Below are 25,678 nucleotides of genomic sequence, written 5' to 3'. Positions count from 1 at the left end.
CCGGGTTCTTTAGGTTTGGTGTGTCTGGTTTGCGGTGGGTAAGGGTTTAATTTAATGCTGTACCCTGCGGAGTAACGATTGCAATAATTGGGCTGGTTGTGATTTCCCCGTTACCGGATGCCCTGAGCGTTATTGTTAAAGGCGCTCCCGCCGCTACGTCAAATGAAATTCCGAAAGATTGACCCGGCGAGCGGTTGGCTTTTTCATCTCCATTAATCCAGAATCGCGTTCCTGATGAATAAGAGTTAATGGTGAAGAAAATAGAAACCCTGACCGACATGCGAGGGTTTCCAGCATAGTTGATATTCATTGTCGAGCTGCCGCCATTAATTTGGGTAAAGCCCGGATACATTCTCGACTCTGAAATATTACCAACGATCTTATTGGCATAAACTGTGCCCTGAAAATCTCCATCCGTCGCGTAAACTGTTCCTCTAAATTCACCGTTGGTAGCATAAACTGTCCCTCTGAACTCACCTGCATTTGCGTATATCGTTCCCCGGACAGTCACGCCGTTGAACGTGGCATACCCGGATTTATTGATATGCCAGCCAACGTTGCCGGTCCCGTCCCAGTTACTGGACTGGATGTAGTTGCCGATCTTGCCGTTATCGATGGAACCGTCCTGGATGAGCACCGATCGCAGGAACATCTGGCCGCCGGTCGCCGCAAAAACCAGCTCCTGACCGGTGGTCGTCGGGTTATAAACCGCGAACGTATCGGCAGAAATCAGGAAGTTTGAGGCCCCTGTACCGTCAATGCCCAGCTGGATACCCGCGATGCGTTTAATGCCGTTCGCCTCCACCTGGACTTTAACGCCCCACTGCGCGCTCAGCTTGCCGTTGATATCAGCAACAGCCTGGCTGGTCGTCTGGACTGCGGAGTTGGTATCACCAATAGCCGCCGTCACCTGCTGAATGCTGGTCGCCGTGGCGCTCTCCAGATCCGTAACGGCTTTATCAATGCGCGTAATGGCCGCAGCGTTGGTCTGGCCGTTTTGTTCAACCGTGGCCTTAAGCGAGGTGACCTGCTCCGCCACGGCGCTTGTGGCATCAGCTGCAGTCTTCCGGGCTTCGGTGATCTCGGCCATCGTTTTCGTTTCGCCAACGGCGAACGTAACGCGCTGATCCGAGAACGCTGTGAAGCTGGCGAGAGCATTGGTAACGTTGCCGATAATCCCTGCGTCCCGGCTGGCCGTGTTACCGTCCACGTCAACTTTCAGACTGTCGATACGGCGGCCCAGCGCGCTGTCACCATCCGTGCGGGCCGTGGTTTCCGTGCTGATATCCGTCTTATTCTGGTCGGTCGTGGCCTTAACTGCAGCCAGCGCGGTAGTCTGCGCTTTGTTGTTATCAACGACCGCTTTATCGATGCGTGTAATATCACCGGTGTTTTTGCCAACCGTCGTCTGCAGACTGGAAAGCGTGGTGGCCTGAGCCTCCTGCTCCGTTGTCAGCGTCGCCAGCTCCTGAGTAACGGCTGCATGGTTATCGTTTACGGTCGATTCCAGTTTCTTCCGCTCTGTCACCTCTGCTTCCTGCGCGGTGATGCGCGCCTGGCGTTCGGTGTACAGCAGGCCCGATGCCAGCTTCGACGGGTCGTCACCGGTATAACCACCCCGGATCTGCGTCGCCAGCGTCTCACGTGCCGTGGCCTCCGCCTGATCACCCCTTACACGGGCTGTCGTTTCCTGCTGCAGCGCCGCCATCCCGGCCCCCGGTGTTGGCCGCCCTACTGCCACCCAGTCAATCAGGAAGTAGTTCGTCGCGTCCTGTTTGGTGGACAGGTCCAGTCTGAACTGTTGTGGTCAACTAAAACTGGCCACCGCGTTAGAGTTTTTCCAGTATCGGTTTTCTGATTCGTTTGGTGGTAACCCACCATTATATTCGTGCGGTCTTAGTGCGCTGTAATATCCAACGATATAGTCCGTTATTGCGTGAGCTGCATCGCTGAAGCTTACATAGCCCGTCGCTGGCACCCATTCGTTCTTCAGACTCCTGAAGAAGCGCTCCATTGGGCTGTTATCCCAGCAGTTTCCACGCCGACTCATACTCTGCCTGATCCGGTATCGCCACAGTAACTGCCGGAACTGCCTGCTCGTATAATGACTGCCTTGATCGCTGTGGAACATCACCCCGACGGGCTTACCACGGGTTTCCCATGCCATTTCCAGTGCTTTCATGGTAAGCCTGCTGTCCGGCGAGAACGACATGGCCCAGCCCACTGGTTTTCTTGCGAACAGGTCGAGAACAACGGCGAGGTACGCCCAGCGCTTACCCGTCCAGATATAGGTCACATCACCGCACCACACCTGATTTGGTTCCGTTACGGCGAACTGTCGCTCAAGATGATTCGGGATAGCAACGTGCTCATGACCGCCACGCTTATACCGGTGAGTCGGCTGCTGGCAACTGACCAGCCCCAGCTCTTTCATGAGTCTGCCAGCAAGCCAGCGCCCCATCTGGTAGCCTCTCTGGGTTGCCATTGTGGCGATGCTTCTTGCTCCGGCAGAGCCGTGGCTGATGCCATGCAGTTCAAGTACCTGGCTGCGTAATACAGCCCGTCTGCCGTCTGGCTTTTCAGGACGGTTTTTCCAGTATTTGTAGCTGCTGCGATGGACCCCGAACACATGGCAGAGAGTGGCCACAGGATAACGCGCCCTGAGTTTCCCGATTATCGAGAACTGTTCAGGGAGTCTGACATCAAGAGCGCGGTAGCCTTTTTTAATATTTCATTTTCCATTTCAATACGTTGTAGCTTTTTCCTGAGCTCACGGATTTCAATTTGTTCCGGGGTAATGGGGGAGGCTTTTGGTGTTTTTCCCTGCCGCTCATCACGTAATTGTTTCACCCATCGCGTCATTGTGGAAAGGCCGACATCCATAGCGCTGGCTGCATCTGCCACGGTGTAATTCTGGTCAACGACCAGTTGAGCGGATTCGCGTTTAAACTCTGCGCTGAAATTTCTTTTTTTCATTATGGCACCTGTGTTGTTCTGAGGTGAGCATATCACCTCTGTTCAGGTGGCCAAATTCAGTAAACCACTTCAGTATCTGTATCTGTATCTGTATTAGTTGGGTTTCCGTTGGCCTCATGTTGCAACGGTGATTCAACGCCCGTTGAACACCCGTTGTCGTTCCGTTGGCTTTTGGTCTCTTTTTTGGCCTTTCTCGCCTGTGCTGATGCTTTTCCTGCTGCGGACTTCTGACTGAGCGAAGTTTTTACAGCCTCCAGATCCCTCTCAATCCGCTCTTGCGACCATTCGCTACCATTGTCGTTAAAAAACTCTTTTAACGAAGGTTCAACGGCGTTCCAACGGTCGTTGCTCAGCCGTGCTATTTTTGCCAGCCGGTTTTTTGGAATGGGTCTACCTGTCTGCCAGTAATTGAACATCAGCAGCAGGTAAGCGCCGTGCTCTTCCGTAGACAGATGCATGGTGTCCGCCAGGTAATCAGCAATGTAAAGTTGCATATAGGGCAGCGCTGCCATGTTTACTCCTGTTGCCCGGCGTACCGGGTCGTATGGTCATTGGTCAAAACTCGATTACGTAAATAGCGGAGCCAGCGCCTGCAGATGAGCGATCACCACACCAGCCAGTTCTCCCGGTAGCAGTGCTGCGTTGGCGAGAAGGTTTTCGAACCCCTCTTTCGCCTGCTTCTTGGTCGGCAGGCCAAGCAGCTTGGCCTGATGGTGCTCGCCAGTTTCTTTAATCGCTTCGGCCACCAGCTCGATATCGGTTTTGCCCTGTCGAAGTCCATGCTTTCTGGCTATCTCGATGGGCATCGCCAAACTGATCGCGTTTGAGAGCTGCATGACGTGAGCCGTATACTTGCTGGAGTTGGTTTCGTTTTTCAGGTAGCGATAGAGGTTTTGCTTGTTCACGGTGATCCCCCGCCCGCCGTCTTTTGCCCACTGCTCGGCCACCAGCTTCGTAACCACGTCCTGCGCCTGGCCCGGGATAGTTGCCTCCCACTCACGAACGGCAGACAAAATCGCGCGATGGCGCGTTGAGTCCCGGCGCCGATGCTCAATCTGATTTCTTGTTTTCAGCGAAGCGGCGTTCTGCCTATTAAGATGTTCAAACGTTACTGATTGCATGATTAGGCTTCCTTTTGAGGCAAACCATCAGTGGGGTTCGGGTAGAGATCAGGGCGCAACTCGTGCGGAGTTACCTGCCAGTCCAGAGCCCTGCAGGCATTAAGAACTTCAGTGCTGGCAACTTGAGTGCGAAACCAGACTGATACTGTCTGCGAGTTCTTACCCAGGCGGCGAGCTAGTTCAGACTGACTTCCACACAAAGAAATAATTTTTTGTTGAATGGCTTCGTTCATGGTTCCTCCTAGTTTAGGAATCACATAATTGATAAATAATTTGTCAATGTCAAGAAACTTAATCAGTCACAACTGAAAAGAAACTTTGTATGCTTGCTAATAGGTTTAATTTGGATCCGAATATGAACTTCGAAGAACGACTATTAAGAGCTCTTGAGGAAGCTGGCATATCTCAATCTGAGTTAGGCAGGAGAGTTGGCGTCAATTCTCAAACAGTCAGTAACTGGTGTAATACAGGTAACTTTCCTCGCAAGGAAAAGCTTGCATTATTTCCTCAAGCCCTTGGAAAACCACTGTATTGGTTCTTCATGACTGATGAAGAAGAGGCTCAACTTAAGGCCACTACAGCCAGCAAAACTGTGTTAACTGAAAAGCAGGCTGCTTTACTAGAGGTGTTTGATCAACTCCCAGAGGTAGAACAAACACGCTTCGTTCAGTCGGCTAGTGATCGCCTCGAAGAGCTCGATAGGTTTATGGCAGAGTTCTTGAGCAAGAGAAAAATAGAACCGACCCCGAACAAAGACTAAAAAAGAACAAAAACGCCGCTTTTAGCGGCGTTTTTTTTGTGTCTCGCCAACCTAAAATCCCTTCTAAAATAATCATTGAAATAAAATATGTCATAATCAGTTTGACTGATGACAAATTTATTTGTAGTCTGATTTCACAAATTCAGTCATCCAGGCAGGACGCCCACGTAGTAGCTGCCGGCGGCATATGAAACACCGGATGAGATGACAAAAACTAACGCGCAGCAGGCTTTACCGTTCCGTCGGCCAGACGTAAATGGCAATAAGGAGATAATCATGATCGACTACGCACGTAACCCAGTTGGGCAGCAGGCTATTCGCCTCAACATCTTTGAAGTTTTGATCCGCAAGTTCTGCTACTTCATGGCGCAGAAAGGCAACCCAGAGCTCAACGCATGAACTCGCTTTTCGCCTTAATCGTTACCGTCTGCGCCCTCACCGGGGAATGCTCAGACATCATGCTCGGCGTTCATAGGACCGAGGCGGTTTGTGAAGCAGCTGCCGCAGAGCAGCACGTGAAAGGACAGTGTTACCCATACAAATCGGCTGACGACCAACAGCCAGCGTTACATTTTTAATCGAGTTTCGACCAATGGCTGTTGCCAGCCTGATGCCAGGTGCATATGGCATCGTGATGGTAATCCCGCCATCTCAACCAGAGAGGAGTCGATGACCTGTTCTGGTTAAATTGGAAAAGTTCTCTTTGCCCGTCGCCCGTGGCGGGCCTTTTTTCCGGAGGATTTATGTCAGCGAACGAACTGGCATTGCGATATAGCACCGCACCGGCAGAGGAGTTAATCGGCATCCTGCCTGTTCTTGAAGTTAAAGAAGCGCTGCGCGGTGAAGTTGAAGAAGACGTTATGGATGAAGTCTGGCAGGAGCACCAGTTTGAAATGGAGGCTGTTGAGGAGCAGACCGAGGAAGCGAACCGCCTCGCTCAGAAGTTTGAACTGGTAGCAGAGACGTTCGGGACGGCGATTAGGCTGGCACTGACCCTTCCATACAGCGAAGCGATTCTGGTTCTGCAGGATGCTATTGAAGATAACCCTGGCTACGGCCGGGATCCGGTGAAGGGATAGACAATGGAATTTGGAATGAAACGAGTGATGGCATCTGTCCAGGCTGTTGCGGTTCTGGAAAGAATCTACTGCGGCAAGCCAGTACCCCTCGCCACACTGAGTAAAGAATCGAAGCTCTCGGTTTCCTACTTGGAGCAAATTTTTAAGCGGCTGCGCAGCGGCAAGCTGGTCACCTCGCACAGAGGGCCGGGCGGCGGCTATAGCCTTCGTGAAGGTGATATCTCAGTTTCAGCAGTCATCCGCGCAGTCAGCAAGATCCCGTCGAATACCACGTTCGACCCGGTGCTTGATGCACTTGATGGAGTGCTTATCTCTCAGCTGGCGAACAAGCCCAGCGCCCAATAAGCACAAAACCCGCGCAAGGCGGGTTAAGTACCCGGTCAGCCGACCAAAGCTTTCCGGAATCGAGTTTTGACCAATGACCACTACCTAAGCAGCGTTCATTAGCTGTTGGGTATCTTACACCCAAACGAGGCTCCAAGATGGAATTTTTTTATCATATTAAGGCGACCCAGAAATCGGGCAAACCTGACGGCGTAATCTGGTTTACAGCCAAAACCGAATCGCGCGCAGCGCTGCAACTTGATGTTGAACTGGAAGATGCAGGTATCGAAACAGGTCGTGGAAAAGACTACCTCAAACCGATCCGCACAGATTTTCCAGTGTTCAATGACCTGCCGGAAGAAAGCACCATCGATTACACCTGGTGCGAACGCTACGAACTGGCCGAAGACCAGCGCACCTGGAACGCGATCCCCGCCGCCGCATCTCAGGGTGAAACCACCCTCGCCCCGGTGACAACCAGTGATGCCTCCTCCCCTGACACGACGAAAACATCTGTTGATATCTTAGATAATAGTAGCGCTGCTACAGAAGTGCCTAATTCCCTGTATGAGTACGGCCTGAAGATCAGCGAACACGATGATGGTGGTGCCCACTACCCCGTTTGCAAAATGCCATTCCGCAAACAGCTGCTTGCCCAGTTGACGGTGGACGAACTGCGCCACCACATCACCCGCAGCGAGAATGCAGAGCTCTACGCACTGGAAATGGATACCGACAATGGTTATGTCCAGGATCTGCTGCTCGCCGCTGAAAACTTTGCAGAAGTTAAGGCTTTCGATACCAAAGACCTTTGGCGCTATACCGCCGCCATTCGCAGAGTGTTCAGCATAGAAAAACGCCATGAGCTGGGCCTGCTGCTGCAGTTCACTAAAGCCTGGGTAGCAACCCCATATATCGACCGCGGGATCCTGGCGCGCGAATGGGCCACCGGCAACCGCATCAATCACGTGCAGCGCACCGACGCTGGTACCAATGCCGACAGCGGGTATGTCACTGATCGCGGTGAAGGCGCGCATCACACTCTGGATACCCTCGATCTGGAGATTGCCAGCGCCCTGCTGCCGATGGACTTCAACTACCGAGAAATCCCGGGCAGCATCGCCCGCCGCGCCAAAGAAATCATCGAGAAAAAAGAAGAACCATGGAAATCGTGGAGCAAAATTCTGCGCAACCAGCCCGGCGTTCTGGCAGTGAACCGCACAGCCATCTTTAATCTGGTGCGCATCGCGCCAGAGAATATCCATCTGACGCCTGCGGCTCACCTTGAGTTCGTGAACCAGACAATGACGGCTGAGTTTAACGCTGCAACCGAACTGCTGCCGATCCCTGCAGCCTCCGCTGCTCAGGTTGAGAATGAAATAACCATCAATCCTGCAGATGACAAATCTTCTCGAGCCCCCCTCTGCACTCACGAGGAAAACCTGAAACGCGTACGTGAAGAGGGAGCACGCCGTCGTGCGGATGAGGCCAACAGTCAGCCGCAGGTCGCGGGCCTCGGCGGAGGCATGTTCTCCATCGAAGGCCTGATGAACGAAAACCAACCAGAAAATGATGACCGTTCACCCGTTTATGAGGAGACCACCAGCGATGTGCAGATGGAAAAGACTGACCCAGAGGAAGGAGAAAGTATTGACGCGGTTCCGCCAGGCGAAAGCGCTGATGCAACTGCTGCGCAAACAAATGCCGTAGCGGGAACCGTCTGCACTGGCTGTGGTGCCGAAGGTGGCGGCGGTTGCCCTGACTGTGGCGCCACGGTTGGCGATGCAACCTATATGGTGATGGAAACAGACCTGAAAGAGGAACTGGAAGCGCTGGAGCCTGATACCTCAAACTCTGAAACCATGTTCACGCACCTGATGGTGGATCTCGAAACCATGGGTAAAAAACCAGGCGCACCGATTGTCTCAGTGGGGGCGGTATTCTTTGACCCTGTCAGCGGGAAAACCGGTGCTGAATATTATCAGGTAATTAACCTTGAATCTTCGATGTCATTCGGGGCCAGGCCAGATGCCGGCACCATCCTCTGGTGGCTGAAGCAATCGCCAGAAGCCCGATCTGCAATCGTGGTAGAGGATACGGTCGGTCTGGTGGAAGCGCTGGAGCAATTCCTCGACTTCATCGCTGAAAACGCGGCTAACGGATCGAAGACCGTTCAGCTCTGGGGGAATGGTAGTTCGTTTGATTGCTCTCTTCTGGAGGCGGCATTCGAGTTGGCCGACACGCCATTCCCGATCCCGCACTGGAACTACCGGGACGTGCGTACCGTTGTCGAACTGGGCAAAGCTGTTGGGCTGAACTCGCGCTACGACATTCCTCTCGAGGGGGATCAGCATAATGCCCTGGCGGACGCCCGCCACCAGGTCAAATACGTATCCGCTATCTGGCAGCGCCTGACAGCAATCTGATTACAATATTTCAGCCAATGGCCCATTACTGGGCCATTATGGGGTAAAGCATATGATCCAGATGTTAACTCTCGAAGAGTGGGCCGCTGAAAAATACAGAAGCAACCCTCCAAGCGTGTCGACACTTCGACGTTATGCGAAACAGAATCAGTTCTCTCCACCAGCAATGAAGCAGGGCCGCTTATGGCGCGTTCGTGAAGATGCTGAGTTGGTAGGTGAACTGACCGCGCCGGTAGTTAAGAAGAACGACTCCATATTGCTGCAAAGGATTTTGAACGATGGCTGCCAGACCACGTAAAAACAATGTTTCTGTACCGAACCTTTACCCTCTCTACAGCAGGAAGGTGAACAAGGTTTACTGGCGCTATAAACATCCAGTCACCGGCAAGTTCCATGCGCTGGGCACTGACGAATTGGATGCCATCGCGATTGCTACTGAGGCAAACGCGCGCCTGGCAGAACAGAGAAGCCGGCAGATTTTGGCGATCAGTGACAGGATCGCCACAAGCAAAGGCAAAGCGATCACGGTTTCAACATGGCTCGACCGATACTGGAAAATTCAGGAAGAGCGCCTGGCTTCAGGTGACATTAAATTAAACACATTCAAACAAAAAAATAAGCCAGCGACTCTACTGCGTGAACGTGTTGGTATGAAACTGTTGCCATCCGTTGATGTACGCGATATCGCCCAAATTCTTGATGAATATATTGCGGCGGGTCAGGCGAGAATGGCTCAGGTTATTCGAACCGTTTTGGTCGATATATTTAAAGAAGCGCAACACGCAGGTGAAGTTCCCCCGGGTTACGATCCTGCGTCAGCCACTAAAAAGCCCAGACGTAGAATCACCCGGCAGCGACTTAGCCTTGAGGAATGGCAGCGGATATTCGAGATTGCAGACGCAAACCACCAGTATATGGGTAATGCTATGTTGCTGGCTTTAGTAACCGGCCAACGCCTGGGTGATATTTCGAGGATGAAATTTAGCGATGTCTGGGATGACCAGCTGCACATTATTCAGGAGAAAACGGGAAGCAAAATCGCGATCCCGTTATCGCTCCGACTGAACGCCATTAACTGGAGTTTGCGGGATGTTATATCGCGCTGTCGGGATTATGCGGTTAGCCCTTACCTCGTCCATTTTTTCAGGGCCACTTCGCAAGCAGAGCGTGGTGCCCAGGTTAAAGCGAACACGCTCACAATGAATTTTAGTAAGGCCCGGGATAAGGCAGGGATCGACTGGAGGGAAGGAACGCCGGCGACATTCCATGAGCAGCGATCGCTATCGGAACGTCTTTATAAGGAACAGGGAATTGACACTAAAAAGTTGCTCGGCCACAAGTCACAGCAGCAGACCGATCGCTACAACGACGACCGCGGGAAGGACTGGACGACAATCGCGATATAGGATTTTGGGGTGGGGTTTTGATAACTTGTTTTGATAAATTTTTGATAACCGTTCAAAAGCTAATAATAAAAAACGGGAACCAACTGGCTCCCGTTCGCATACAACCCGAAATCTGGATTACATGTTTTCGATGATCGCGTCACCAAACTCTGAACATTTCAGCAGCTTAGCGCCTTCCATCAGACGTTCGAAGTCATAGGTCACGGTCTTGTTGTTGATCGCGCCTTCCATACCTTTAACGATCAGGTCTGCGGCTTCGAACCATTCCATATGACGGAGCATCATTTCTGCGGACAGGATGATTGAACCTGGGTTCACTTTGTCCTGGCCCGCGTACTTAGGTGCAGTACCGTGGGTCGCTTCGAACAGCGCGCACTCGTCACCGATGTTCGCGCCTGGTGCGATACCGATACCGCCAACCTGCGCCGCCAGAGCGTCGGAGATGTAGTCACCGTTCAGGTTCATACAGGCGATAACGTCGTACTCAGCCGGACGCAGCAGGATCTGCTGCAGGAACGCATCGGCGATCACATCTTTAATGATGATCTCTTTGCCGGTGTTCGGATTCTTGATCTTCTGCCATGGGCCGCCGTCGATCAGTTCACCACCGAACTCTTCCGCCGCCAACTGGTAACCCCAGTCTTTGAACGAGCCTTCGGTGAACTTCATGATGTTGCCTTTGTGAACGATGGTCACAGAGTCACGGTCATTGGTGATTGCGTATTCGATCGCTGCACGAACCAGGCGCTTTGTGCCTTCTTCGGAGCACGGCTTGATGCCGATACCGCAATGTTCAGGGAAGCGAATTTTCTTCACGCCCATCTCTTCGCGCAGGAACTTGATCACTTTCTCTGCTTCTGCGGAGTCCGCTTTCCACTCGATACCAGCATAGATATCTTCGGAGTTCTCACGGAAGATAACCATGTCGGTCAGTTCAGGGTGTTTAACCGGGCTTGGCGTACCCTGGTAGTAACGTACCGGGCGCAGACAAACGTACAGGTCGAGTTCCTGACGCAGAGCAACGTTCAGGGAGCGAATACCGCCACCGACTGGCGTAGTCAGCGGGCCTTTGATGGCAACGCGGTAGTCACGGATCAGGTCAAGAGTTTCAGTTGGCAGCCAGACGTCCTGGCCGTAAACGTGGGTAGATTTTTCACCGGTGTAAATTTCCATCCAGGAAATTTTACGCTCGCCTTTATAGGCTTTCTCAACAGCGGCATCCACCACTTTCAGCATCGCTGGGGTTACGTCAACACCGATACCGTCACCTTCGATGAACGGGATAATCGGATTGTGTGGGACGTTCAGCTTACCGTCTTGCAGGGTGATCTTTTTACCTTCCGCCGGAACAACTACTTTGCTTTCCATTAACCTCTCCTTCGAGCGCTTCTGGTTGTTACTGATCTTATGTTAATAATTTGTAATGAGCCCATCGATAGTACCTGAATGTCTGGCGCCATGAAAGGCATTCGTTATTAGGCTATAATGCGGCAATTGATAACGTCTGAAAATACCATGCAGAAAACTTCTTTTAGAAATCACCGGGTTGAACGATTCAGCAAACGACAAGCGTCCAGACCGCGCAAGCAAAGCGCGCCGACACGCGTTATTTTGTTCAATAAACCTTACGATGTCCTGCCGCAGTTTACCGACGAAGCCGGACGCAGCACGTTGAAAGATTACATCCCTGTCCAGGGGGTCTATGCCGCAGGCCGGCTCGATCGCGACAGCGAAGGGCTGCTGGTGCTCACCAATGATGGTGAACTGCAGGCCAGGCTGACCCAGCCCGGTAAGCGCACCGGCAAAATCTACTATGTGCAGGTTGAAGGCGTGCCGGACGAAGCAGCGCTGACGGCGTTACGTCAAGGCGTTACGCTCAACGACGGTCCTACCCTGCCTGCAGGTATTGAGCTGGTCAATGAACCAGAGTGGCTCTGGCCGCGCAACCCACCGATCCGCGAGCGTAAATCCATTCCCGTTTCGTGGATCAAAGTGACCCTTTATGAAGGCCGCAACCGCCAGGTGCGTCGCATGACGGCCCATGTCGGCCATCCGACACTGCGCCTGATCCGCTACGCCATGGGCAGTTATACGCTGGATAGCCTCGCCAACGGTGAGTGGCGGGACGTTACTCAACAAGGAGAGCCTCATGTTTAAGCCGCATGTCACGGTGGCCACCATTGTGCACGCCCAGGGCAAATTTTTAGTCGTGGAAGAGACCATCAACGGCAAGGCGCTGTGGAACCAGCCTGCGGGCCATCTTGAAGCCGACGAGACGCTGGCTCAGGCGGCAGAGCGCGAGCTGTGGGAAGAGACCGGCATTCAGGCTAAGCCCCAGCATTTCATCCGTTTGCATCAGTGGATTGCCCCGGACAAAACGCCGTTTATCCGTTTTCTGTTCGCCATCGAGCTTAGCGAAACGTGCGCCACTGAGCCCCATGACAGCGACATCGACCGCTGCCTGTGGGTGGATGCCGACACCATTCTCAACGCGACAAATCTGCGCTCGCCGCTGGTTGCGGAGAGTATTCGCAGCTACCTCTCCGGCCAGCGTCTGCCGCTGGAGACCATCGGGGAATTTAACTGGCCGTTTACAGAGGGTGTCAATGCCGGGGGCGCGTGATAGAATACGCCGCCTTGAAGTTCAATGTCGTGAGTATTCCAATGTCTGAAAGCCAAAAAAAAGTGATCGTCGGCATGTCCGGCGGCGTCGATTCTTCCGTCTCTGCCTGGCTGTTGCTGCAACAGGGCTATAAGGTTGAAGGCCTGTTCATGAAGAACTGGGAAGAGGACGATGGCGAGGAATACTGTACGGCTGCTGCGGATCTGGCTGATGCCCAGGCGGTCTGCGACAAGCTTGGCATTGAACTGCACACCGTCAACTTTGCCGCAGAGTACTGGGATAACGTCTTCGAGCATTTCCTGGAAGAGTACAAAGCCGGCCGCACGCCGAACCCGGATATTCTGTGCAACAAAGAGATCAAATTTAAAGCCTTCCTCGAGTTCGCCGCTGAAGATCTGGGTGCTGATTACATCGCCACCGGCCACTACGTGCGCCGCGCCGATGTCGACGGCAAAAGCCAGCTGCTGCGCGGTCTCGACGGCAACAAAGATCAGAGCTACTTCCTCTATACCCTCGGCCACGAACAGATTGCCCAAAGCCTGTTCCCGGTGGGCGAGCTGGAAAAACCGGAAGTGCGTAAAATCGCCGAAGAGCTGGATCTGATCACCGCGAAGAAAAAAGACTCCACCGGTATCTGCTTTATCGGTGAGCGCAAATTCCGTGAATTCCTTGGCCGCTACCTCCCTGCCCAGCCGGGTAAAATCATCAGTGTGGATGGCGATACCATCGGCGAGCACCAGGGTCTGATGTATCACACCCTCGGCCAGCGTAAGGGCCTGGGTATCGGCGGTATCAAAGAGGGTAGCGAAGATCCGTGGTACGTCGTCGATAAAGACGTCGAAAACAATATTCTGATTGTGGCGCAGGGTCATGACCATCCGCGTCTGATGTCCGTCGGCCTGATTGCCCAACAGCTGCACTGGGTCGACCGCGAGCCGCTGAAAGGCACGCTGCGCTGCACGGTGAAAACCCGCTACCGCCAGACCGATATTCCCTGCACCGTGACCGCGCTGGACGACGAACGCATTGAAGTGCGTTTCGACGAGCCGGTTGCTGCCGTGACCCCGGGCCAGTCTGCCGTCTTTTACAGCGGCGAGATCTGCCTTGGCGGCGGCATCATCGAACAACGCCTGCCGCTGACCGCGGTTTAATGCGATAACACACAGAAAGGAGCAAGTGTGGCGAAGAACTTTTATGACATCACCCTGGCGCTGGCGGGAATTTGCCAGTCAGCCCGTCTGGTGCAACAGCTGGCGCATCAGGGTCACTGCGATGCTGACGCGCTGCACGTTTCGCTCAACAGCGTTGTGGATCTGAACCCCAGTTCAACCCTCGGCGTGTTTGGTGGTAGCGAAGCGAATCTTCGCCTCGGTCTGGAAACCTTGCTCGGTGTATTAAATGCCAGCAGCCGTCAAGGGCTGAACGCTGAACTGACGCGTTATACCCTCAGCATGATGGTGCTCGAGCGCAAGCTGCATGCCGCCAAAGGGGCGATGGACACCCTCGGTGACCGCATTAGCGGCCTGCAGCGCCAGCTCGACCATTTCGAGCTGCAATCCGATACGTTACTCAGCGCCATGGCGGGCATTTATGTGGATGTCATCAGTCCACTGGGGCCACGTATCCAGGTCACCGGCTCCCCTGCCGTGCTGCAAAGCCCACAGGTGCAGGCCAAAGTGCGCGCCTCCCTGCTGGCAGGTATTCGTGCCGCTGTGCTGTGGCATCAGGTCGGCGGTGGCCGCCTGCAGTTAATGTTTTATCGTAATCGCCTGACCACTCAGGCAAAACAAATTCTTGCTCATTGTTAACCTCCCGGAGTTGCGAACTATGGAATTATCCTCACTGACCGCCGTTTCCCCTGTCGATGGACGCTACGGCGATAAAGTCAGCGCGCTGCGCGGGATCTTCAGCGAATATGGTCTGCTGAAATTCCGTGTACAGGTTGAAGTACGCTGGCTGCAAAAGCTGGCCGCGCAGGCAGCAATCAAGGAAGTTCCTGCTTTTGACAGACAGGCAAACGATTACCTCGATAAAATCGTCGCAGAATTCAATGAAAAAGATGCCGCGCGCATCAAAACCATTGAGCGCACCACCAACCACGACGTAAAAGCCGTTGAATATTTCCTGAAAGAGAAAGTCGCCAGCGTCCCGGCGCTGCACGCGGTGTCTGAATTCATTCACTTCGCCTGCACCTCAGAAGATATCAACAACCTCTCCCACGCGCTGATGCTCTCTACCGCGCGTGAAGAAGTGGTGCTGCCGTACTGGCGCAAAATCATCGACGCGGTCAAAGCGCTGGCGGTCGAGTATCGCGATATCCCGCTGCTCTCCCGTACCCACGGTCAGCCAGCGACCCCATCCACCATCGGTAAAGAGATGGCCAACGTCGCCTACCGTATGGAGCGTCAGTACCGCCAGCTGGAGCAGGTGGAGATCCTCGGTAAAATCAACGGCGCTGTGGGTAACTACAACGCGCACATCGCCGCCTACCCGGAAGTGGACTGGCACCAGTTCAGCGAAGAGTTTGTGACCTCTCTGGGTATCCAGTGGAACCCGTACACCACGCAGATTGAGCCGCACGACTACATCGCCGAACTGTTCGACTGCATCGCGCGTTTCAACACCATCCTGATCGACTTCGACCGCGATGTGTGGGGTTACATCGCCCTGAACCACTTCAAGCAGAAGACCATCGCCGGTGAAATCGGTTCGTCCACCATGCCGCACAAGGTTAACCCAATCGACTTCGAAAACTCCGAAGGCAACCTGGGTCTGGCGAACGCGCTGCTGCAGCACATGGCCAGCAAACTGCCGGTTTCCCGCTGGCAGCGTGACCTGACCGACTCCACCGTACTGCGTAACCTGGGCGTGGGCATTGGCTACGCGCTGATCGCCTATCAATCCACCCTGAAAGGCGTGAGCAAGCTGGAAGTGAACCGCGAGCGTCTGCTGGACGAACTGGATCACAACTGGGAAGTGCTGGCGGAGCCAATCCAGACCGTGATGCGCCGCTATGGCATCGAGAAGCCGTACGAAAAACTGAAAGAGCTGACCCGCGGCAAGCGCGTTGACGCCGAAGGCATGAAGCAGTTTATCGACGGTCTGGCCCTGCCAGAAGAAGAGAAAACCCGTCTGAAAGCGATGACTCCGGCAAACTACATCGGTCGCGCGATTGCGATGGTTGATGAGCTGAAATAACGCTTTTAACCCTCTTTCCGCCCGGAAAGAGGGTTCCTCCCCTTCGGTTTACGAAATGTTTATCCCCGCCGCAACATAATCAGCGTTAAACTACTCTGACCATTCATATTAGGGAGAAGCGATGATGCGCGTTCTGGTTGTTGAGGATAATGCGTTGCTACGCCATCACCTGAAAGTTCAGCTTCAGGAAATGGGACATCAGGTGGATGATGCCGAAGATGCAAAAGAAGCCGATTACTATCTCAATGAACACCTTCCCGATATCGCCATCGTTGACCTGGGTCTGCCTGATGAAGATGGCCTGTCGCTGATCCGCCGCTGGCGCAGCCACGATGTCTCTTTGCCGGTACTGGTCTTAACCGCCCGCGAAGGCTGGCAGGATAAGGTTGAAGTGCTCAGCGCCGGCGCCGACGATTACGTCACTAAACCTTTCCATATCGAAGAGGTCGCCGCGCGCATGCAGGCCTTGATGCGCCGCAACAGCGGTCTGGCCTCGCAGGTGATCTCCATCCCGCCGTTTCAGGTCGATCTCTCCCGCCGCGAGCTGGCGATTAATGATGAGGTCATTAAGCTGACGGCCTTTGAGTACACCATTATGGAGACGCTGATCCGCAACAGCGGCAAGGTGGTGAGTAAAGATTCCCTGATGCTCCAGCTCTACCCTGACGCAGAGCTGCGCGAAAGCCACACCATCGACGTGCTGATGGGGCGTCTGCGCAAGAAAATTCAGGCGCAGTACCCGGAGGATGTCATTACCACCGTGCGCGGCCAGGGCTATCTTTTCGAATTACGCTAAATGAAAAATCTCTTTCGTCACTTTCTGCCTCTGTCGCTGCGGTTTCGTTTTCTGCTGGCGACAGCGGTAGTGGTGCTGGTGCTCTCGCTGGCCTATGGGATGGTGGCGCTGGTGGGCTACAGCGTCAGCTTCGACAAAACCACCTTTCGCCTGCTGCGCGGGGAGAGCAATCTTTTCTATACCCTTGCTCGATGGGAAGACAATAAAATCAGCATTGATATGCCGGAGCATCTTGATCGCCAGAGCCCGACCATGTCGCTGATTTACGATGAAAAAGGCAAACTGCTGTGGGCCCAGCGCGACGTCCCCTGGCTGATTAAAAGCATCCGCCCGGAGTGGTTACGCACCAACGGTTTTCATGAGCTGGAAGCGAATGTCGATGCCACCAGCGTGCTGGTGGGTGACAATCACAATATGCAGCAGGAGCTGGCCGAGATCCGTGAGGACGATGACGACAGCGAGCTGACCCACTCGGTGGCGGTAAACATCTACCCCGCCACGATCGCGATGCCCCAGCTGACGATTGTGGTCATCGACACCATTCCGGTAGAGCTAAAACGCTCTTATATGGTGTGGAACTGGTTCGTGTACGTGCTGGCCGCCAACCTGCTGCTGGTGATCCCCCTGCTCTGGCTGGCCGCCTGGTGGAGCCTGCGGCCCATCGAGTCGCTGGCGAAAGAGGTGCGCGAGCTGGAAGAGCATCACCGGGAGAAGCTCAATCCGAATACCACCCGGGAACTCACCAGCCTGGTGCGTAACCTGAACCGTCTGCTGAAAAGCGAGCGCGAACGTTACGATAAGTACCGCACCACCCTCACCGATCTGACCCACAGCCTGAAAACGCCGCTGGCGGTGATGCAGAGCACCATGCGATCCCTGCGCAGCGCCAGACTGAGCGCCGATGAAGCGGAGCCGGTAATGCTGGAGCAGATCAGCCGTATCTCCCAGCAGATCGGGTACTACCTGCACCGCGCCAGTATGCGAACCGGCAGTACCCTCCTGAGCCGGGAGCTGCACCCTGTTGCCCCGCTGCTCGACAGCCTGACCTCGGCCCTGAACAAGGTATATCAGCGCAAGGGGGTGAACATTACCCTCGATATCTCGCCGGAAATCAGCTTTGTGGGCGAGAAAAACGACTTTATGGAAGTGATGGGCAACCTGCTCGATAACGCCTGTAAATACTGCCTGGAGTTTGTCGAAGTCTCTGCCCGGCAGGGAGAGGATCAGCTGCACATTATTGTTGAGGATGATGGCCCCGGGATCCCGCAGGGTAAACGCGATCAGGTCTTCGATCGCGGCCAGCGCGCCGATACGTTGCGTCCCGGCCAGGGTGTTGGTTTGTCGGTCGCCCGCGACATTGTGGAGCAGTACGACGGCAGGATCGAGACCAGCGACAGCCTGCTGGGCGGTGCCCGAATGGAGGCGATTTTTGGCCGCCAGCACCTGACCAGCGACGATAGTTGAGCGCCTGGGTGAAAAAAGCGTGATTCTCACACGCAGGCTGCCGTGCTTCCGTTATAATCCGAGCAAGTAAAAGCCTGCGGAATATAAATATGGATTATCAATTAGCGCTCAACTGGCCCGACTTTATCGAACGTTACTGGCAAAAGCGTCCGGTTGTTCTGAAACGCGGCATCGCCAACTTCGTCGATCCCATCTCTCCTGACGAACTGGCCGGCCTGGCCATGGAGAGCGAAGTCGACAGCCGTCTCGTCAGCCATCAGGACGGGAAATGGCAGGTCAGCCACGGTCCGTTTGAAAGCTATGACCATCTGGGCGAGAGCAACTGGTCGTTACTGGTGCAGGCGGTTAACCACTGGCACCAGCCCGCCGCAGCCCTGATGCTGCCGTTCCGCGCCCTGCCCGACTGGCGCATGGACGATCTGATGATCTCCTTCTCCGTGCCCGGCGGCGGCGTTGGCCCGCATCTGGATCAGTACGACGTGTTCATTATTCAGGGTACCGGCCGCCGCCGCTGGCGCGTGGGTGAGAAGGTGCCGATGAAACAGCACTGTCCGCACCCTGACCTGCTGCAGGTCGATCCCTTTGTCGGCATCATCGACGAAGAGATGGAGCCGGGCGATATCCTCTATATTCCACCGGGCTTCCCGCACGAAGGTTACTCTCTTGAGAACTCGATGAACTATTCAGTGGGCTTCCGCGCGCCAAGCGGTCGCGAGATGATCAGCGGGTTTGCCGATTACGTTCTGCAACGCGAGCTGGGCAGCCATCGTTTCAGCGATCCGGCGGTGCCTTCCCGGGAACATCCGGCCGATATTCTGCCGCAGGAGCTGGATCAGCTGCGCGGGATGATGCTGGATATGATCAACAAGCCTGAGCATTTCAACCAGTGGTTCGGGGAGTTTATCAGCCAGTCCCGCCACGAGCTGGACGTCTCCCTGCCGGAGCCGCCGTATCAGCCGGATGAAATTTATGATGCGCTGCAGCAGGGCGACAAGCTGGCGCGTCTGGGTGGATTACGCGTGTTGCGCATTGGCGAAGATGTTTTCGTCAACGGCGAACAGCTGGATTCCCCGCACCGTCCGGCGCTGGAAGCCCTTGCCAGCCATATGGTGCTGACCGCCGAGCATTTCGGTGATGCACTTGAAGATCCGTCGTTCCTCGCGATGCTGGCGGCGCTGGTCAACAGCGGGTACTGGTTCTTCGAGGACTGAGTGGTTTTTACGTTGCCGGGTGGCGGCTACGCCTTACCCGGCCTACGAATGGGCCCGGTGAACCGGGTAATTCTCTACTGCTGCTTCGCCGTTAACTCGGCAATGCGCACAATCACCTGCACGGCTTTCTCCATTCCCTCGAGCGTCACAAACTCATGCTTGCCGTGGTAGTTATAGCCGCCGGTAAAGAGGTTCGGGCACGGCAGTCCCATAAACGAGAGCTGGGCGCCATCGGTGCCACCGCGGATCGGTTTGAGCTGGGGTTCGACGTCGCAGTCGCGCATCGCCTGCTGCGCCACCTCGAGGATATAGGGATGCTCGATCACCTTTTCATGCATATTGTAGTAGCTGTCTTCAATCACCAGCTCAATGTAGCAGTCCGGGTGCAGCCCTTTACCCACCTTTTTGGCAATGTCCATCATCTTGCGTTTACGCGCTTCAAACCCTTCGCGATTGAAATCGCGGATGATGTAGTGCATGTCCGCGCGATCCACCGTCCCTTTAATGCTAGTGAGATGGTAGAAGCCTTCATAGCCGTCGGTTTTTTCCGGGCTTTCCTCCGCCGGGACTTCGGCATGAATGCGGGCCGCCAGCGACAGCGCGTTGACCATCACCCCTTTCGCGGTACCCGGGTGAACGTTATTGCCAACGATGCGGATATTCACCGAAGCGGCATTGAAGTTTTCAAACTCCAGTTCGCCCACCCCGCCGCCGTCGACGGTATAGGCCCATCGGGCATCAAACGCCGCAACGTCAAAATGCTTCGCCCCTTTCCCCACCTCTTCATCGGGGGTGAAGGCGACGCGGATATCGCCGTGCGGGACGTTATTATTTTTCAGTACCGCCAGCGCGGTCATGATCTCGGCCACGCCCGCCTTATCATCGGCACCCAGCAGCGTTTTGCCGTCGGTGGTGATCAGCGTCTGGCCGAGCAGCTGGTGTAACACCGGGAACATTACCGGCGAAAGCACTTCATCACCGATGCCGAGGGCGATATCGCCGCCCCGATAATTCTCAACAATCTGCGGATTGACGTTTTTACCGCTAAAATCCGGTGAGGTATCGACATGGGAAATAAAGCCGATGGCAGGAATATCACCGCTGACATTCGCAGGTAGCGTGCCCATCACCGTCCCCTTTTCGCTTAAGGTCACGTTGATGAGGCCCATCTCCTCCAGCTGGTTTTTTAACAGCTGTAACAGTTTCCACTGGCCTTCGGTGCTAGGCACCTGGCGGACACCCGGCTTAGATTGGGTATCCAGCGATACGTACTGTAAAAAACGCTCAAGTAATTTATCCATGCAGTCACCCTCACTTTTTGTGACAACATTATCAATAAGCATCAAAACCCAAATATTGCGTCAGGTCACTATTATCCCGTAAACGAGAATATTTCCGTTTATCTCGCCGTTTGCTAATAAATGTAGCTTATCAATGGGTAACAAGGATTGGCGATTGCAGAGGTTTCCCGTAGAATGTCCGCCCTCATTACGTTTCACCAAGGTGGTTAACCACAAACCCCGCTGCGATAAGTATTTGCAGCGTCGATATGGGACTGAATCAAAAATTGAATACACAACCAGCTTCACTGTCACCGTTGGTGCAACTGGCCGGAATTCGTAAGAGCTTTGACGGAAAAACCGTCATTTCCGACCTCGATTTAACGATCAACAACGGCGAATTTCTTACACTACTTGGCCCCTCGGGCTGTGGTAAAACGACAGTGCTTCGCCTTATCGCCGGGCTGGAAAACGTCGACCGCGGTCATATCCATCTGGAAAATCAGGACATTACTCAGGTTCCTGCTGAACACCGCCACGTTAATACCGTCTTTCAAAGTTACGCGCTTTTTCCGCACATGACGGTTTTCGAAAACGTCGCCTTTGGTCTGCGGATGCAAAAAACCCCCGCCAGTGAAATCACCCCACGCGTTACCGATGCCCTGCGCATGGTGCAGCTGGAGGAGTTTGCCCAGCGTAAACCGCACCAGCTGTCGGGTGGACAGCAACAGCGTGTCGCCATCGCCCGCGCCGTGGTCAATAAGCCGCGCCTGCTGCTGCTGGATGAGTCCCTCTCCGCGCTGGACTACAAGCTGCGCAAGCAGATGCAGAACGAATTAAAAGCGCTGCAGCGTAAGCTCGGGATCACCTTTGTCTTTGTCACCCACGATCAGGAAGAGGCCCTGACCATGTCCGATCGCATCGTGGTGATGCGCGACGGCAAGATCGAGCAGGACGGCACCCCGCGCGAGATCTACGAAGAGCCAAAAAACCTGTTTGTTGCCAGCTTTATTGGCGAAATCAACATCTTCAGTGCTACCGTTATTGAACGTCTCGACGACCAGCGCGTGCTGGCTAATGTCGAAGGCCGCGCCTGCAATATCTTCGTTAACTTTGCCGTAGAGCCGGGACAGCAGCTGAACGTCCTGCTGCGTCCGGAAGATCTGCGCGTCGATGAGATCCACGACGAAACCGAAGTTGAAGGGTTAATCGGCTATATTCGCGAGCGCAACTATAAAGGGATGACCCTGGAGTCGGTCGTTGAGCTGGAAAACGGCAAGATGGTGATGGTCAGCGAATTCTTTAACGAAGACGATCCTGATTTTGACCACTCGCTCAATCAAAAAATGGTCATTAACTGGGTAGAAAGCTGGGAGGTTGTGCTGGCTGATGAAGAACACAAGTAAATTCCAGAATGTGGTGATCGCCACTATCGTCGGTTGGCTTGTGTTGTTTGTCTTTTTACCCAACCTGATGATCATCGCCACCAGCTTCCTGACCCGTGACGACGCGCATTTCGTCTCGCTGGTCTTTACGCTGGATAACTACGCGCGCCTGCTCGATCCGCTCTATTTCCAGGTGCTGCTGCATTCGCTCAACATGGCCCTGATTGCCACTCTGGCGTGTCTGATACTCGGCTATCCCTTCGCCTGGTTCCTGGCGAAGCTGCCGACCAAGGTGCGCCCGCTGCTGCTGTTCCTGCTGATTGTGCCGTTCTGGACCAACTCGCTGATCCGCATTTACGGCCTGAAGATCTTTCTCAGCACCAAAGGCTACCTGAACGAGTTCCTGCTGTGGCTGGGGGTGATTGATACCCCGATCCGCATCATGTTCACCCCCAGCGCGGTGATCGTCGGGCTGGTCTATATCCTGCTGCCGTTTATGGTGATGCCGCTCTACTCCAGCATTGAGAAGCTGGATAAACCCTTGCTGGAAGCGGCAAGGGATCTGGGTGCCAGCAAAATGCAGACCTTCATCCGCATCATCGTTCCGCTGACCATGCCGGGGATCATTGCCGGCTGCCTGCTGGTGATGCTGCCGGCGATGGGTCTTTTCTACGTCTCCGACCTGATGGGCGGCGCCAAAAACCTGCTGATCGGTAACGTCATCAAGAGCCAGTTCCTGAATATTCGCGACTGGCCGTTCGGCTCAGCCACCAGCATCACCCTGACTCTGGTAATGGGCCTGATGCTGCTGATCTACTGGCGTGCGTCTCGCCTGCTTAACAGTAAAGGTGATCTTGAATGATCGGTCGACTGCTCCGGGGCGGTTTTATGACCGCCATTTATGCGTATCTCTACATTCCGATCATTATTCTGATCGTGAACTCGTTCAACAGCTCGCGCTTTGGCATCAACTGGCAGGGTTTCACCACCCAGTGGTACAGCCTGCTGATGAATAACGACAGCCTGCTGCAGGCGGCGCAACACTCCCTGACGATGGCGATCTTCTCGGCCACTCTTGCCACCCTGATTGGCTCGCTGACCGCGGTGGCGCTCTACCGCTACCGTTTTCGCGGCAAGCCCTTCGTCAGCGGCATGCTGTTCGTGGTGATGATGTCTCCGGACATCGTGATGGCCATTTCGCTGCTGGTGCTGTTTATGCTGCTGGGGGTGCAACTGGGCTTCTGGTCCCTGCTCTTCTCGCACATCACCTTCTGTCTGCCGTTTGTGGTGGTGACGGTCTACTCCCGTCTGAAAGGCTTTGACGTGCGGATGCTGGAGGCGGCAAAAGATCTGGGTGCCAGCGAGATGACCATTCTGCGCAAAATTATCCTGCCGCTGGCGATGCCCGCCGTGGCGGCGGGATGGCTGCTCAGCTTTACTCTGTCGATGGATGACGTGGTGGTTTCGTCGTTTGTCACCGGGCCGAGCTATGAAATTCTGCCGTTGAAGATCTATTCAATGGTGAAAGTCGGCGTCTCACCGGAGGTGAATGCGCTGGCGACCATTCTGTTGATGTTATCGCTGGTTCTGGTGATCGCCAGCCAGCTTATTGCTCGTGATAAAACAAAATCTCAGGGGACGTTAAAATGAAAAAATGGTCACGCCACCTGCTCGCGGCAGGCGCTCTGGCAATGGGTATGAGCGCTGCGCACGCGGACGACAGTAAAACGCTCTACTTCTACAACTGGACCGAGTATGTGCCGCCAGGCCTGCTGGAGCAGTTCACCAAAGAGACCGGCATCAAGGTGATCTACTCGACCTACGAGTCGAATGAAACCATGTACGCCAAGCTCAAAACCTATAAAGAGGGCGCCTACGATCTGGTGGTCCCGTCGACCTATTTTGTCGACAAGATGCGCAAAGAGGGCATGATCCAGAAGATCGACAAAACGAAGCTGACCAATTTTTCAAACCTCGATCCGGAGATGCTCAACAAGCCGTTTGACCCGAATAACGATTACTCTATTCCCTACATCTGGGGTGCGACGGCTATCGGGATCAACAGCGAGGCGATGGATCCGAAATCGGTAACGAGCTGGGCCGACCTGTGGAAACCGGAGTATAAGGGCGGGCTGCTGCTGACCGACGATGCCCGCGAAGTGTTCCAGATTGCCCTGCGTAAGCTCGGTTACTCTGGTAACACCACCGATCCGAAAGAGATTGAAGCAGCCTATCACGAGCTGCAAAAACTGATGCCTAACGTCGCCGCCTTCAACTCCGATAACCCGGCTAACCCGTACATGGAAGGGGAAGTGAACGTGGGGATGGTATGGAACGGTTCAGCGTACGTGGCGCGCCAGGCCGGTACGCCGCTGGACGTGGTGTGGCCTGCTGAAGGTGGGATCTTCTGGATGGACAGCCTCTCTATTCCGGCCAATGCCAAAAACGTGGACGGGGCGCTGAAGCTGATTAACTTCCTGCTGCGCCCGGATGTGGCAAAACAGGTGGCAGAGACTATCGGCTATCCGACGCCAAACCTCGCCGCCCGCAAGCTGCTGAGCCCGGAGGTGGCAAATGACAAGTCGCTCTACCCGGATGCGCAAACCATCAGCAAAGGCGAGTGGCAGAACGATGTCGGCGACGCGAGCCGCCTGTATGAAGAGTATTATCAGAAGTTAAAGGCGGGACGTTAATTTCGTGCGGTCTGGGCCCCTCACCCTAACCCTCTCCCCATAGGGGAGAGGGAACTTTACACCCTCTCCCCTATGGGGAGAGGGCCGGGGTGAGGGGAAATATGCCTACAATCCCTTCAATAATTTATCCACGAATTCCGGCACCACAACGCTTGCCAGTCCGTAGGTTTTCTCTTCAAATTCGCTGCCCACCTGGCTCGGCTCAAGGTTTAACTCCACCGTGTGCGCCCCATGCAGTTTCGCTTCGTGAACAAATCCTGCTGCCGGATAGACATGCCCGGAGGTGCCGATGGCGATAAACACGTCCGCCATCGCCAGCGCGCTGTAGATGTCGTCCATCCCCAGCGGCATTTCGCCAAACCAGACCACGTGTGGGCGCAGCGTAGAGGGGAACTGGCAGCAGTGGCATTTGTCATCGCTGGTCACATCGCCGGTCCAGTTAAAGACCTGCCCGCTGCCGGAACAACGCACCTTCAGCAGTTCACCGTGCATATGAATCACGTTGCGGTTGCCCGCGCGTTCATGCAGGTTATCGATGTTCTGCGTCACCAGCAGAAAGCGGTCGCCCAGCGCCTCTTCCAGCTTCGCCAGCGCCAGATGCGCCGCGTTAGGGGCGATCTCCGGCGACTGAAGCTGACGGCGGCGGGCGTTGTAGAACGCCTGCACCAGCTCAGGATCGCGGGCAAAACCTTCCGGCGTCGCCACGTCTTCAACCCGATGCTCTTCCCACAACCCGTCGGTCGCGCGAAACGTTCTAATGCCCGACTCGGCGGAGATCCCCGCCCCGGTCAGGACCAACACTCTTGGTTTTTCCATCATTTCTGGCAGAGCCCCATCCTGGAAGAAGATTCGCTGGCGTAAGCGCTCACGCAAGCGGCGTTTGTTTTTGCGAAAACGGCTGAGTCGAAGTGACCGACGCGACAGCATAAAAACCTC

Annotated in this window: 27 protein-coding genes and 1 pseudogene; 20 read left to right on the top strand and 8 right to left on the bottom strand. The window is 54.6% G+C overall.

The annotated features are described in order from the left end of the window. Positions 1-46: 46 nt before the first annotated feature. From FHN83_RS20725 to FHN83_RS20705, 5 genes and pseudogenes are all read right to left on the bottom strand, one after another. Positions 47-1,708, bottom strand: coding sequence for a phage tail tip fiber protein (locus FHN83_RS20725; protein ID WP_139564788.1), 1,662 nt, complete (start codon positions 1,706-1,708; stop codon positions 47-49). Between the two features lie 99 nt (positions 1,709-1,807). Then, a protein-coding gene (locus FHN83_RS20720; RefSeq protein ID WP_103255452.1) for an IS3-like element ISEc52 family transposase occupies positions 1,808-2,976 on the bottom strand; the annotation gives its coding sequence in 2 pieces (ribosomal slippage) (positions 1,808-2,727 and positions 2,727-2,976; 1,170 coding nt in all). 74 nt (positions 2,977-3,050) lie between these two features. Further along, positions 3,051-3,488: pseudogene (locus FHN83_RS20715) on the bottom strand (YdaU family protein); the annotation flags it as partial. Between the two features lie 54 nt (positions 3,489-3,542). After that, on the bottom strand, positions 3,543-4,097 hold the full coding sequence (locus tag FHN83_RS20710) for a toxin YdaT family protein (protein ID WP_139564787.1): 555 nt from the start codon (positions 4,095-4,097) through the stop codon (positions 3,543-3,545). A gap of 2 nt (positions 4,098-4,099) precedes the next feature. Continuing rightward, the gene (locus FHN83_RS20705) at positions 4,100-4,330 is read right to left on the bottom strand and encodes a transcriptional regulator (protein WP_072010774.1); all 231 of its coding nucleotides are present in this window, start codon (positions 4,328-4,330) and stop codon (positions 4,100-4,102) included. Positions 4,331-4,452: 122 nt separating this feature from the next. Between FHN83_RS20705 and FHN83_RS20700 the strand changes: the two genes are divergently transcribed. From FHN83_RS20700 to FHN83_RS20670, 8 genes are all read left to right on the top strand, one after another. After that, positions 4,453-4,857, top strand: a complete 405-nt coding sequence (locus tag FHN83_RS20700) for a helix-turn-helix domain-containing protein (RefSeq protein WP_255296449.1) — start codon at positions 4,453-4,455, stop codon at positions 4,855-4,857. 276 nt (positions 4,858-5,133) lie between these two features. Next, complete coding sequence (locus FHN83_RS28655; protein WP_255296448.1) at positions 5,134-5,256, top strand: hypothetical protein; 123 nt, start codon at positions 5,134-5,136, stop codon at positions 5,254-5,256. Further along, complete coding sequence (locus FHN83_RS20695; protein ID WP_139564785.1) at positions 5,253-5,435, top strand: DUF1482 family protein; 183 nt, start codon at positions 5,253-5,255, stop codon at positions 5,433-5,435. The genes FHN83_RS28655 and FHN83_RS20695 overlap by 4 nt, the downstream gene beginning before the upstream one ends. Before the next feature lie 165 nt (positions 5,436-5,600). Continuing rightward, the gene (locus FHN83_RS20690; protein ID WP_139564784.1) at positions 5,601-5,936 is read left to right on the top strand and encodes a hypothetical protein; all 336 of its coding nucleotides are present in this window, start codon (positions 5,601-5,603) and stop codon (positions 5,934-5,936) included. A 3-nt stretch (positions 5,937-5,939) separates the two neighbouring features. Continuing rightward, a complete protein-coding gene (locus FHN83_RS20685) occupies positions 5,940-6,281 on the top strand; it encodes an Rrf2 family transcriptional regulator (protein WP_171029913.1) in 342 nt (113 codons plus the stop codon). Between the two features lie 137 nt (positions 6,282-6,418). Beyond that, complete coding sequence (locus FHN83_RS20680) at positions 6,419-8,686, top strand: exonuclease (protein WP_139564783.1); 2,268 nt, start codon at positions 6,419-6,421, stop codon at positions 8,684-8,686. Between the two features lie 52 nt (positions 8,687-8,738). Beyond that, positions 8,739-8,984, top strand: coding sequence for an excisionase (locus FHN83_RS20675; protein WP_059359847.1), 246 nt, complete (start codon positions 8,739-8,741; stop codon positions 8,982-8,984). Then, positions 8,965-10,092 carry a site-specific integrase gene (locus FHN83_RS20670; protein WP_139564782.1) on the top strand — a complete coding sequence of 376 codons (1,128 nt, stop codon included), beginning with the start codon at positions 8,965-8,967 and terminating at the stop codon, positions 10,090-10,092. The genes FHN83_RS20675 and FHN83_RS20670 overlap by 20 nt, the downstream gene beginning before the upstream one ends. 117 nt (positions 10,093-10,209) lie before the next feature. Here the strand turns inward: FHN83_RS20670 and icd are convergent, their stop codons facing one another. Further along, positions 10,210-11,460, bottom strand: a complete 1,251-nt coding sequence (gene icd / locus FHN83_RS20665) for an NADP-dependent isocitrate dehydrogenase (protein ID WP_039029011.1) — start codon at positions 11,458-11,460, stop codon at positions 10,210-10,212. A 117-nt stretch (positions 11,461-11,577) separates the two neighbouring features. Between icd and rluE the strand changes: the two genes are divergently transcribed. The 8 genes from rluE to FHN83_RS20625 all read left to right on the top strand — a co-directional run bounded on the left by rluE (position 11,578) and on the right by FHN83_RS20625 (position 19,384). Further along, a complete protein-coding gene (rluE, locus tag FHN83_RS20660) occupies positions 11,578-12,249 on the top strand; it encodes a 23S rRNA pseudouridine(2457) synthase RluE (protein ID WP_139564781.1) in 672 nt (223 codons plus the stop codon). Further along, positions 12,242-12,715 carry an NUDIX hydrolase gene (locus FHN83_RS20655; protein ID WP_139564780.1) on the top strand — a complete coding sequence of 158 codons (474 nt, stop codon included), beginning with the start codon at positions 12,242-12,244 and terminating at the stop codon, positions 12,713-12,715. The genes rluE and FHN83_RS20655 overlap by 8 nt, the downstream gene beginning before the upstream one ends. A gap of 41 nt (positions 12,716-12,756) precedes the next feature. Then, positions 12,757-13,866 (top strand): tRNA 2-thiouridine(34) synthase MnmA, encoded by a 1,110-nt coding sequence (gene mnmA, locus FHN83_RS20650; protein WP_138368696.1) that lies wholly within the window; start codon positions 12,757-12,759, stop codon positions 13,864-13,866. Positions 13,867-13,893: 27 nt separating this feature from the next. Continuing rightward, a complete protein-coding gene (gene hflD, locus FHN83_RS20645; protein ID WP_039029007.1) occupies positions 13,894-14,523 on the top strand; it encodes a high frequency lysogenization protein HflD in 630 nt (209 codons plus the stop codon). Between the two features lie 19 nt (positions 14,524-14,542). Then, positions 14,543-15,913: an adenylosuccinate lyase gene (gene purB, locus FHN83_RS20640; protein ID WP_139564779.1), complete on the top strand. Its 1,371-nt coding sequence runs from the start codon at positions 14,543-14,545 to the stop codon at positions 15,911-15,913. A gap of 124 nt (positions 15,914-16,037) precedes the next feature. Next, a complete protein-coding gene (gene phoP / locus FHN83_RS20635) occupies positions 16,038-16,709 on the top strand; it encodes a two-component system response regulator PhoP (protein WP_039028964.1) in 672 nt (223 codons plus the stop codon). Next, positions 16,710-18,173, top strand: a complete 1,464-nt coding sequence (gene phoQ, locus FHN83_RS20630) for a two-component system sensor histidine kinase PhoQ (protein ID WP_139564778.1) — start codon at positions 16,710-16,712, stop codon at positions 18,171-18,173. A gap of 89 nt (positions 18,174-18,262) precedes the next feature. Further along, on the top strand, positions 18,263-19,384 hold the full coding sequence (locus tag FHN83_RS20625) for a cupin domain-containing protein (protein WP_039028962.1): 1,122 nt from the start codon (positions 18,263-18,265) through the stop codon (positions 19,382-19,384). Positions 19,385-19,458: 74 nt separating this feature from the next. On the opposite strand, the gene pepT is transcribed toward FHN83_RS20625, so the two are convergent. After that, positions 19,459-20,685, bottom strand: a complete 1,227-nt coding sequence (gene pepT, locus FHN83_RS20620) for a peptidase T (RefSeq protein WP_039028960.1) — start codon at positions 20,683-20,685, stop codon at positions 19,459-19,461. Positions 20,686-20,933: 248 nt separating this feature from the next. On the opposite strand from pepT, the gene potA reads away from it, so the two are divergent. From potA to potD, 4 genes are read left to right on the top strand one after another with little or no spacing between them, the layout of a single operon-like run. Beyond that, positions 20,934-22,070 (top strand): spermidine/putrescine ABC transporter ATP-binding protein PotA, encoded by a 1,137-nt coding sequence (gene potA, locus FHN83_RS20615; RefSeq protein WP_138368694.1) that lies wholly within the window; start codon positions 20,934-20,936, stop codon positions 22,068-22,070. Further along, the gene (potB, locus tag FHN83_RS20610) at positions 22,054-22,911 is read left to right on the top strand and encodes a spermidine/putrescine ABC transporter permease PotB (RefSeq protein WP_138368693.1); all 858 of its coding nucleotides are present in this window, start codon (positions 22,054-22,056) and stop codon (positions 22,909-22,911) included. Before potA ends, potB begins: the two co-directional genes overlap by 17 nt. Continuing rightward, positions 22,908-23,699 carry a spermidine/putrescine ABC transporter permease PotC gene (gene potC, locus FHN83_RS20605; protein ID WP_039028957.1) on the top strand — a complete coding sequence of 264 codons (792 nt, stop codon included), beginning with the start codon at positions 22,908-22,910 and terminating at the stop codon, positions 23,697-23,699. Before potB ends, potC begins: the two co-directional genes overlap by 4 nt. Then, entirely contained in the window at positions 23,696-24,742 is a 1,047-nt protein-coding gene (gene potD, locus FHN83_RS20600; RefSeq protein ID WP_139564777.1) for a spermidine/putrescine ABC transporter substrate-binding protein PotD, read from the top strand. Before potC ends, potD begins: the two co-directional genes overlap by 4 nt. A 105-nt stretch (positions 24,743-24,847) precedes the next feature. Here potD and cobB read toward each other — a convergent pair whose 3' ends face one another. Next, positions 24,848-25,669 carry a Sir2 family NAD+-dependent deacetylase gene (cobB, locus tag FHN83_RS20595; RefSeq protein WP_139564776.1) on the bottom strand — a complete coding sequence of 274 codons (822 nt, stop codon included), beginning with the start codon at positions 25,667-25,669 and terminating at the stop codon, positions 24,848-24,850. Positions 25,670-25,678 lie beyond the last annotated feature (9 nt).

The organism is Leclercia adecarboxylata (assembly GCF_006171285.1).
Taxonomy (GTDB): domain Bacteria; phylum Pseudomonadota; class Gammaproteobacteria; order Enterobacterales; family Enterobacteriaceae; genus Enterobacter; species Enterobacter barmai.
Note: the sequence above shows the minus strand (reverse complement) of the source record. Positions and strands in the feature narration are given on the sequence as shown.

What these genes read in the sequence shown, in the direction of transcription:
- FHN83_RS20685 (WP_171029913.1), top strand. Translation starts at nt 5,940, where the DNA reads ATGGAATTTGGAATGAAACGAGTGATGGCATCTGTCCAGGCTGTTGCG.
- cobB (WP_139564776.1), bottom strand. Translation starts at nt 25,669, where the DNA reads ATGCTGTCGCGTCGGTCACTTCGACTCAGCCGTTTTCGCAAAAACAAA.
- FHN83_RS20675 (WP_059359847.1), top strand. Translation starts at nt 8,739, where the DNA reads ATGATCCAGATGTTAACTCTCGAAGAGTGGGCCGCTGAAAAATACAGA.
- FHN83_RS20725 (WP_139564788.1), bottom strand. Translation starts at nt 1,708, where the DNA reads ATGGCGGCGCTGCAGCAGGAAACGACAGCCCGTGTAAGGGGTGATCAG.
- FHN83_RS20705 (WP_072010774.1), bottom strand. Translation starts at nt 4,330, where the DNA reads ATGAACGAAGCCATTCAACAAAAAATTATTTCTTTGTGTGGAAGTCAG.
- FHN83_RS20655 (WP_139564780.1), top strand. Translation starts at nt 12,242, where the DNA reads ATGTTTAAGCCGCATGTCACGGTGGCCACCATTGTGCACGCCCAGGGC.
- pepT (WP_039028960.1), bottom strand. Translation starts at nt 20,685, where the DNA reads ATGGATAAATTACTTGAGCGTTTTTTACAGTACGTATCGCTGGATACC.
- FHN83_RS20695 (WP_139564785.1), top strand. Translation starts at nt 5,253, where the DNA reads ATGAACTCGCTTTTCGCCTTAATCGTTACCGTCTGCGCCCTCACCGGG.
- FHN83_RS20690 (WP_139564784.1), top strand. Translation starts at nt 5,601, where the DNA reads ATGTCAGCGAACGAACTGGCATTGCGATATAGCACCGCACCGGCAGAG.
- mnmA (WP_138368696.1), top strand. Translation starts at nt 12,757, where the DNA reads ATGTCTGAAAGCCAAAAAAAAGTGATCGTCGGCATGTCCGGCGGCGTC.
- FHN83_RS20710 (WP_139564787.1), bottom strand. Translation starts at nt 4,097, where the DNA reads ATGCAATCAGTAACGTTTGAACATCTTAATAGGCAGAACGCCGCTTCG.
- purB (WP_139564779.1), top strand. Translation starts at nt 14,543, where the DNA reads ATGGAATTATCCTCACTGACCGCCGTTTCCCCTGTCGATGGACGCTAC.
- potC (WP_039028957.1), top strand. Translation starts at nt 22,908, where the DNA reads ATGATCGGTCGACTGCTCCGGGGCGGTTTTATGACCGCCATTTATGCG.
- FHN83_RS20625 (WP_039028962.1), top strand. Translation starts at nt 18,263, where the DNA reads ATGGATTATCAATTAGCGCTCAACTGGCCCGACTTTATCGAACGTTAC.
- FHN83_RS20670 (WP_139564782.1), top strand. Translation starts at nt 8,965, where the DNA reads ATGGCTGCCAGACCACGTAAAAACAATGTTTCTGTACCGAACCTTTAC.
- potA (WP_138368694.1), top strand. Translation starts at nt 20,934, where the DNA reads ATGGGACTGAATCAAAAATTGAATACACAACCAGCTTCACTGTCACCG.
- potD (WP_139564777.1), top strand. Translation starts at nt 23,696, where the DNA reads ATGAAAAAATGGTCACGCCACCTGCTCGCGGCAGGCGCTCTGGCAATG.
- rluE (WP_139564781.1), top strand. Translation starts at nt 11,578, where the DNA reads ATGCGGCAATTGATAACGTCTGAAAATACCATGCAGAAAACTTCTTTT.
- FHN83_RS20700 (WP_255296449.1), top strand. Translation starts at nt 4,453, where the DNA reads ATGAACTTCGAAGAACGACTATTAAGAGCTCTTGAGGAAGCTGGCATA.
- icd (WP_039029011.1), bottom strand. Translation starts at nt 11,460, where the DNA reads ATGGAAAGCAAAGTAGTTGTTCCGGCGGAAGGTAAAAAGATCACCCTG.
- FHN83_RS20680 (WP_139564783.1), top strand. Translation starts at nt 6,419, where the DNA reads ATGGAATTTTTTTATCATATTAAGGCGACCCAGAAATCGGGCAAACCT.
- potB (WP_138368693.1), top strand. Translation starts at nt 22,054, where the DNA reads ATGAAGAACACAAGTAAATTCCAGAATGTGGTGATCGCCACTATCGTC.
- phoP (WP_039028964.1), top strand. Translation starts at nt 16,038, where the DNA reads ATGCGCGTTCTGGTTGTTGAGGATAATGCGTTGCTACGCCATCACCTG.
- phoQ (WP_139564778.1), top strand. Translation starts at nt 16,710, where the DNA reads ATGAAAAATCTCTTTCGTCACTTTCTGCCTCTGTCGCTGCGGTTTCGT.
- FHN83_RS28655 (WP_255296448.1), top strand. Translation starts at nt 5,134, where the DNA reads ATGATCGACTACGCACGTAACCCAGTTGGGCAGCAGGCTATTCGCCTC.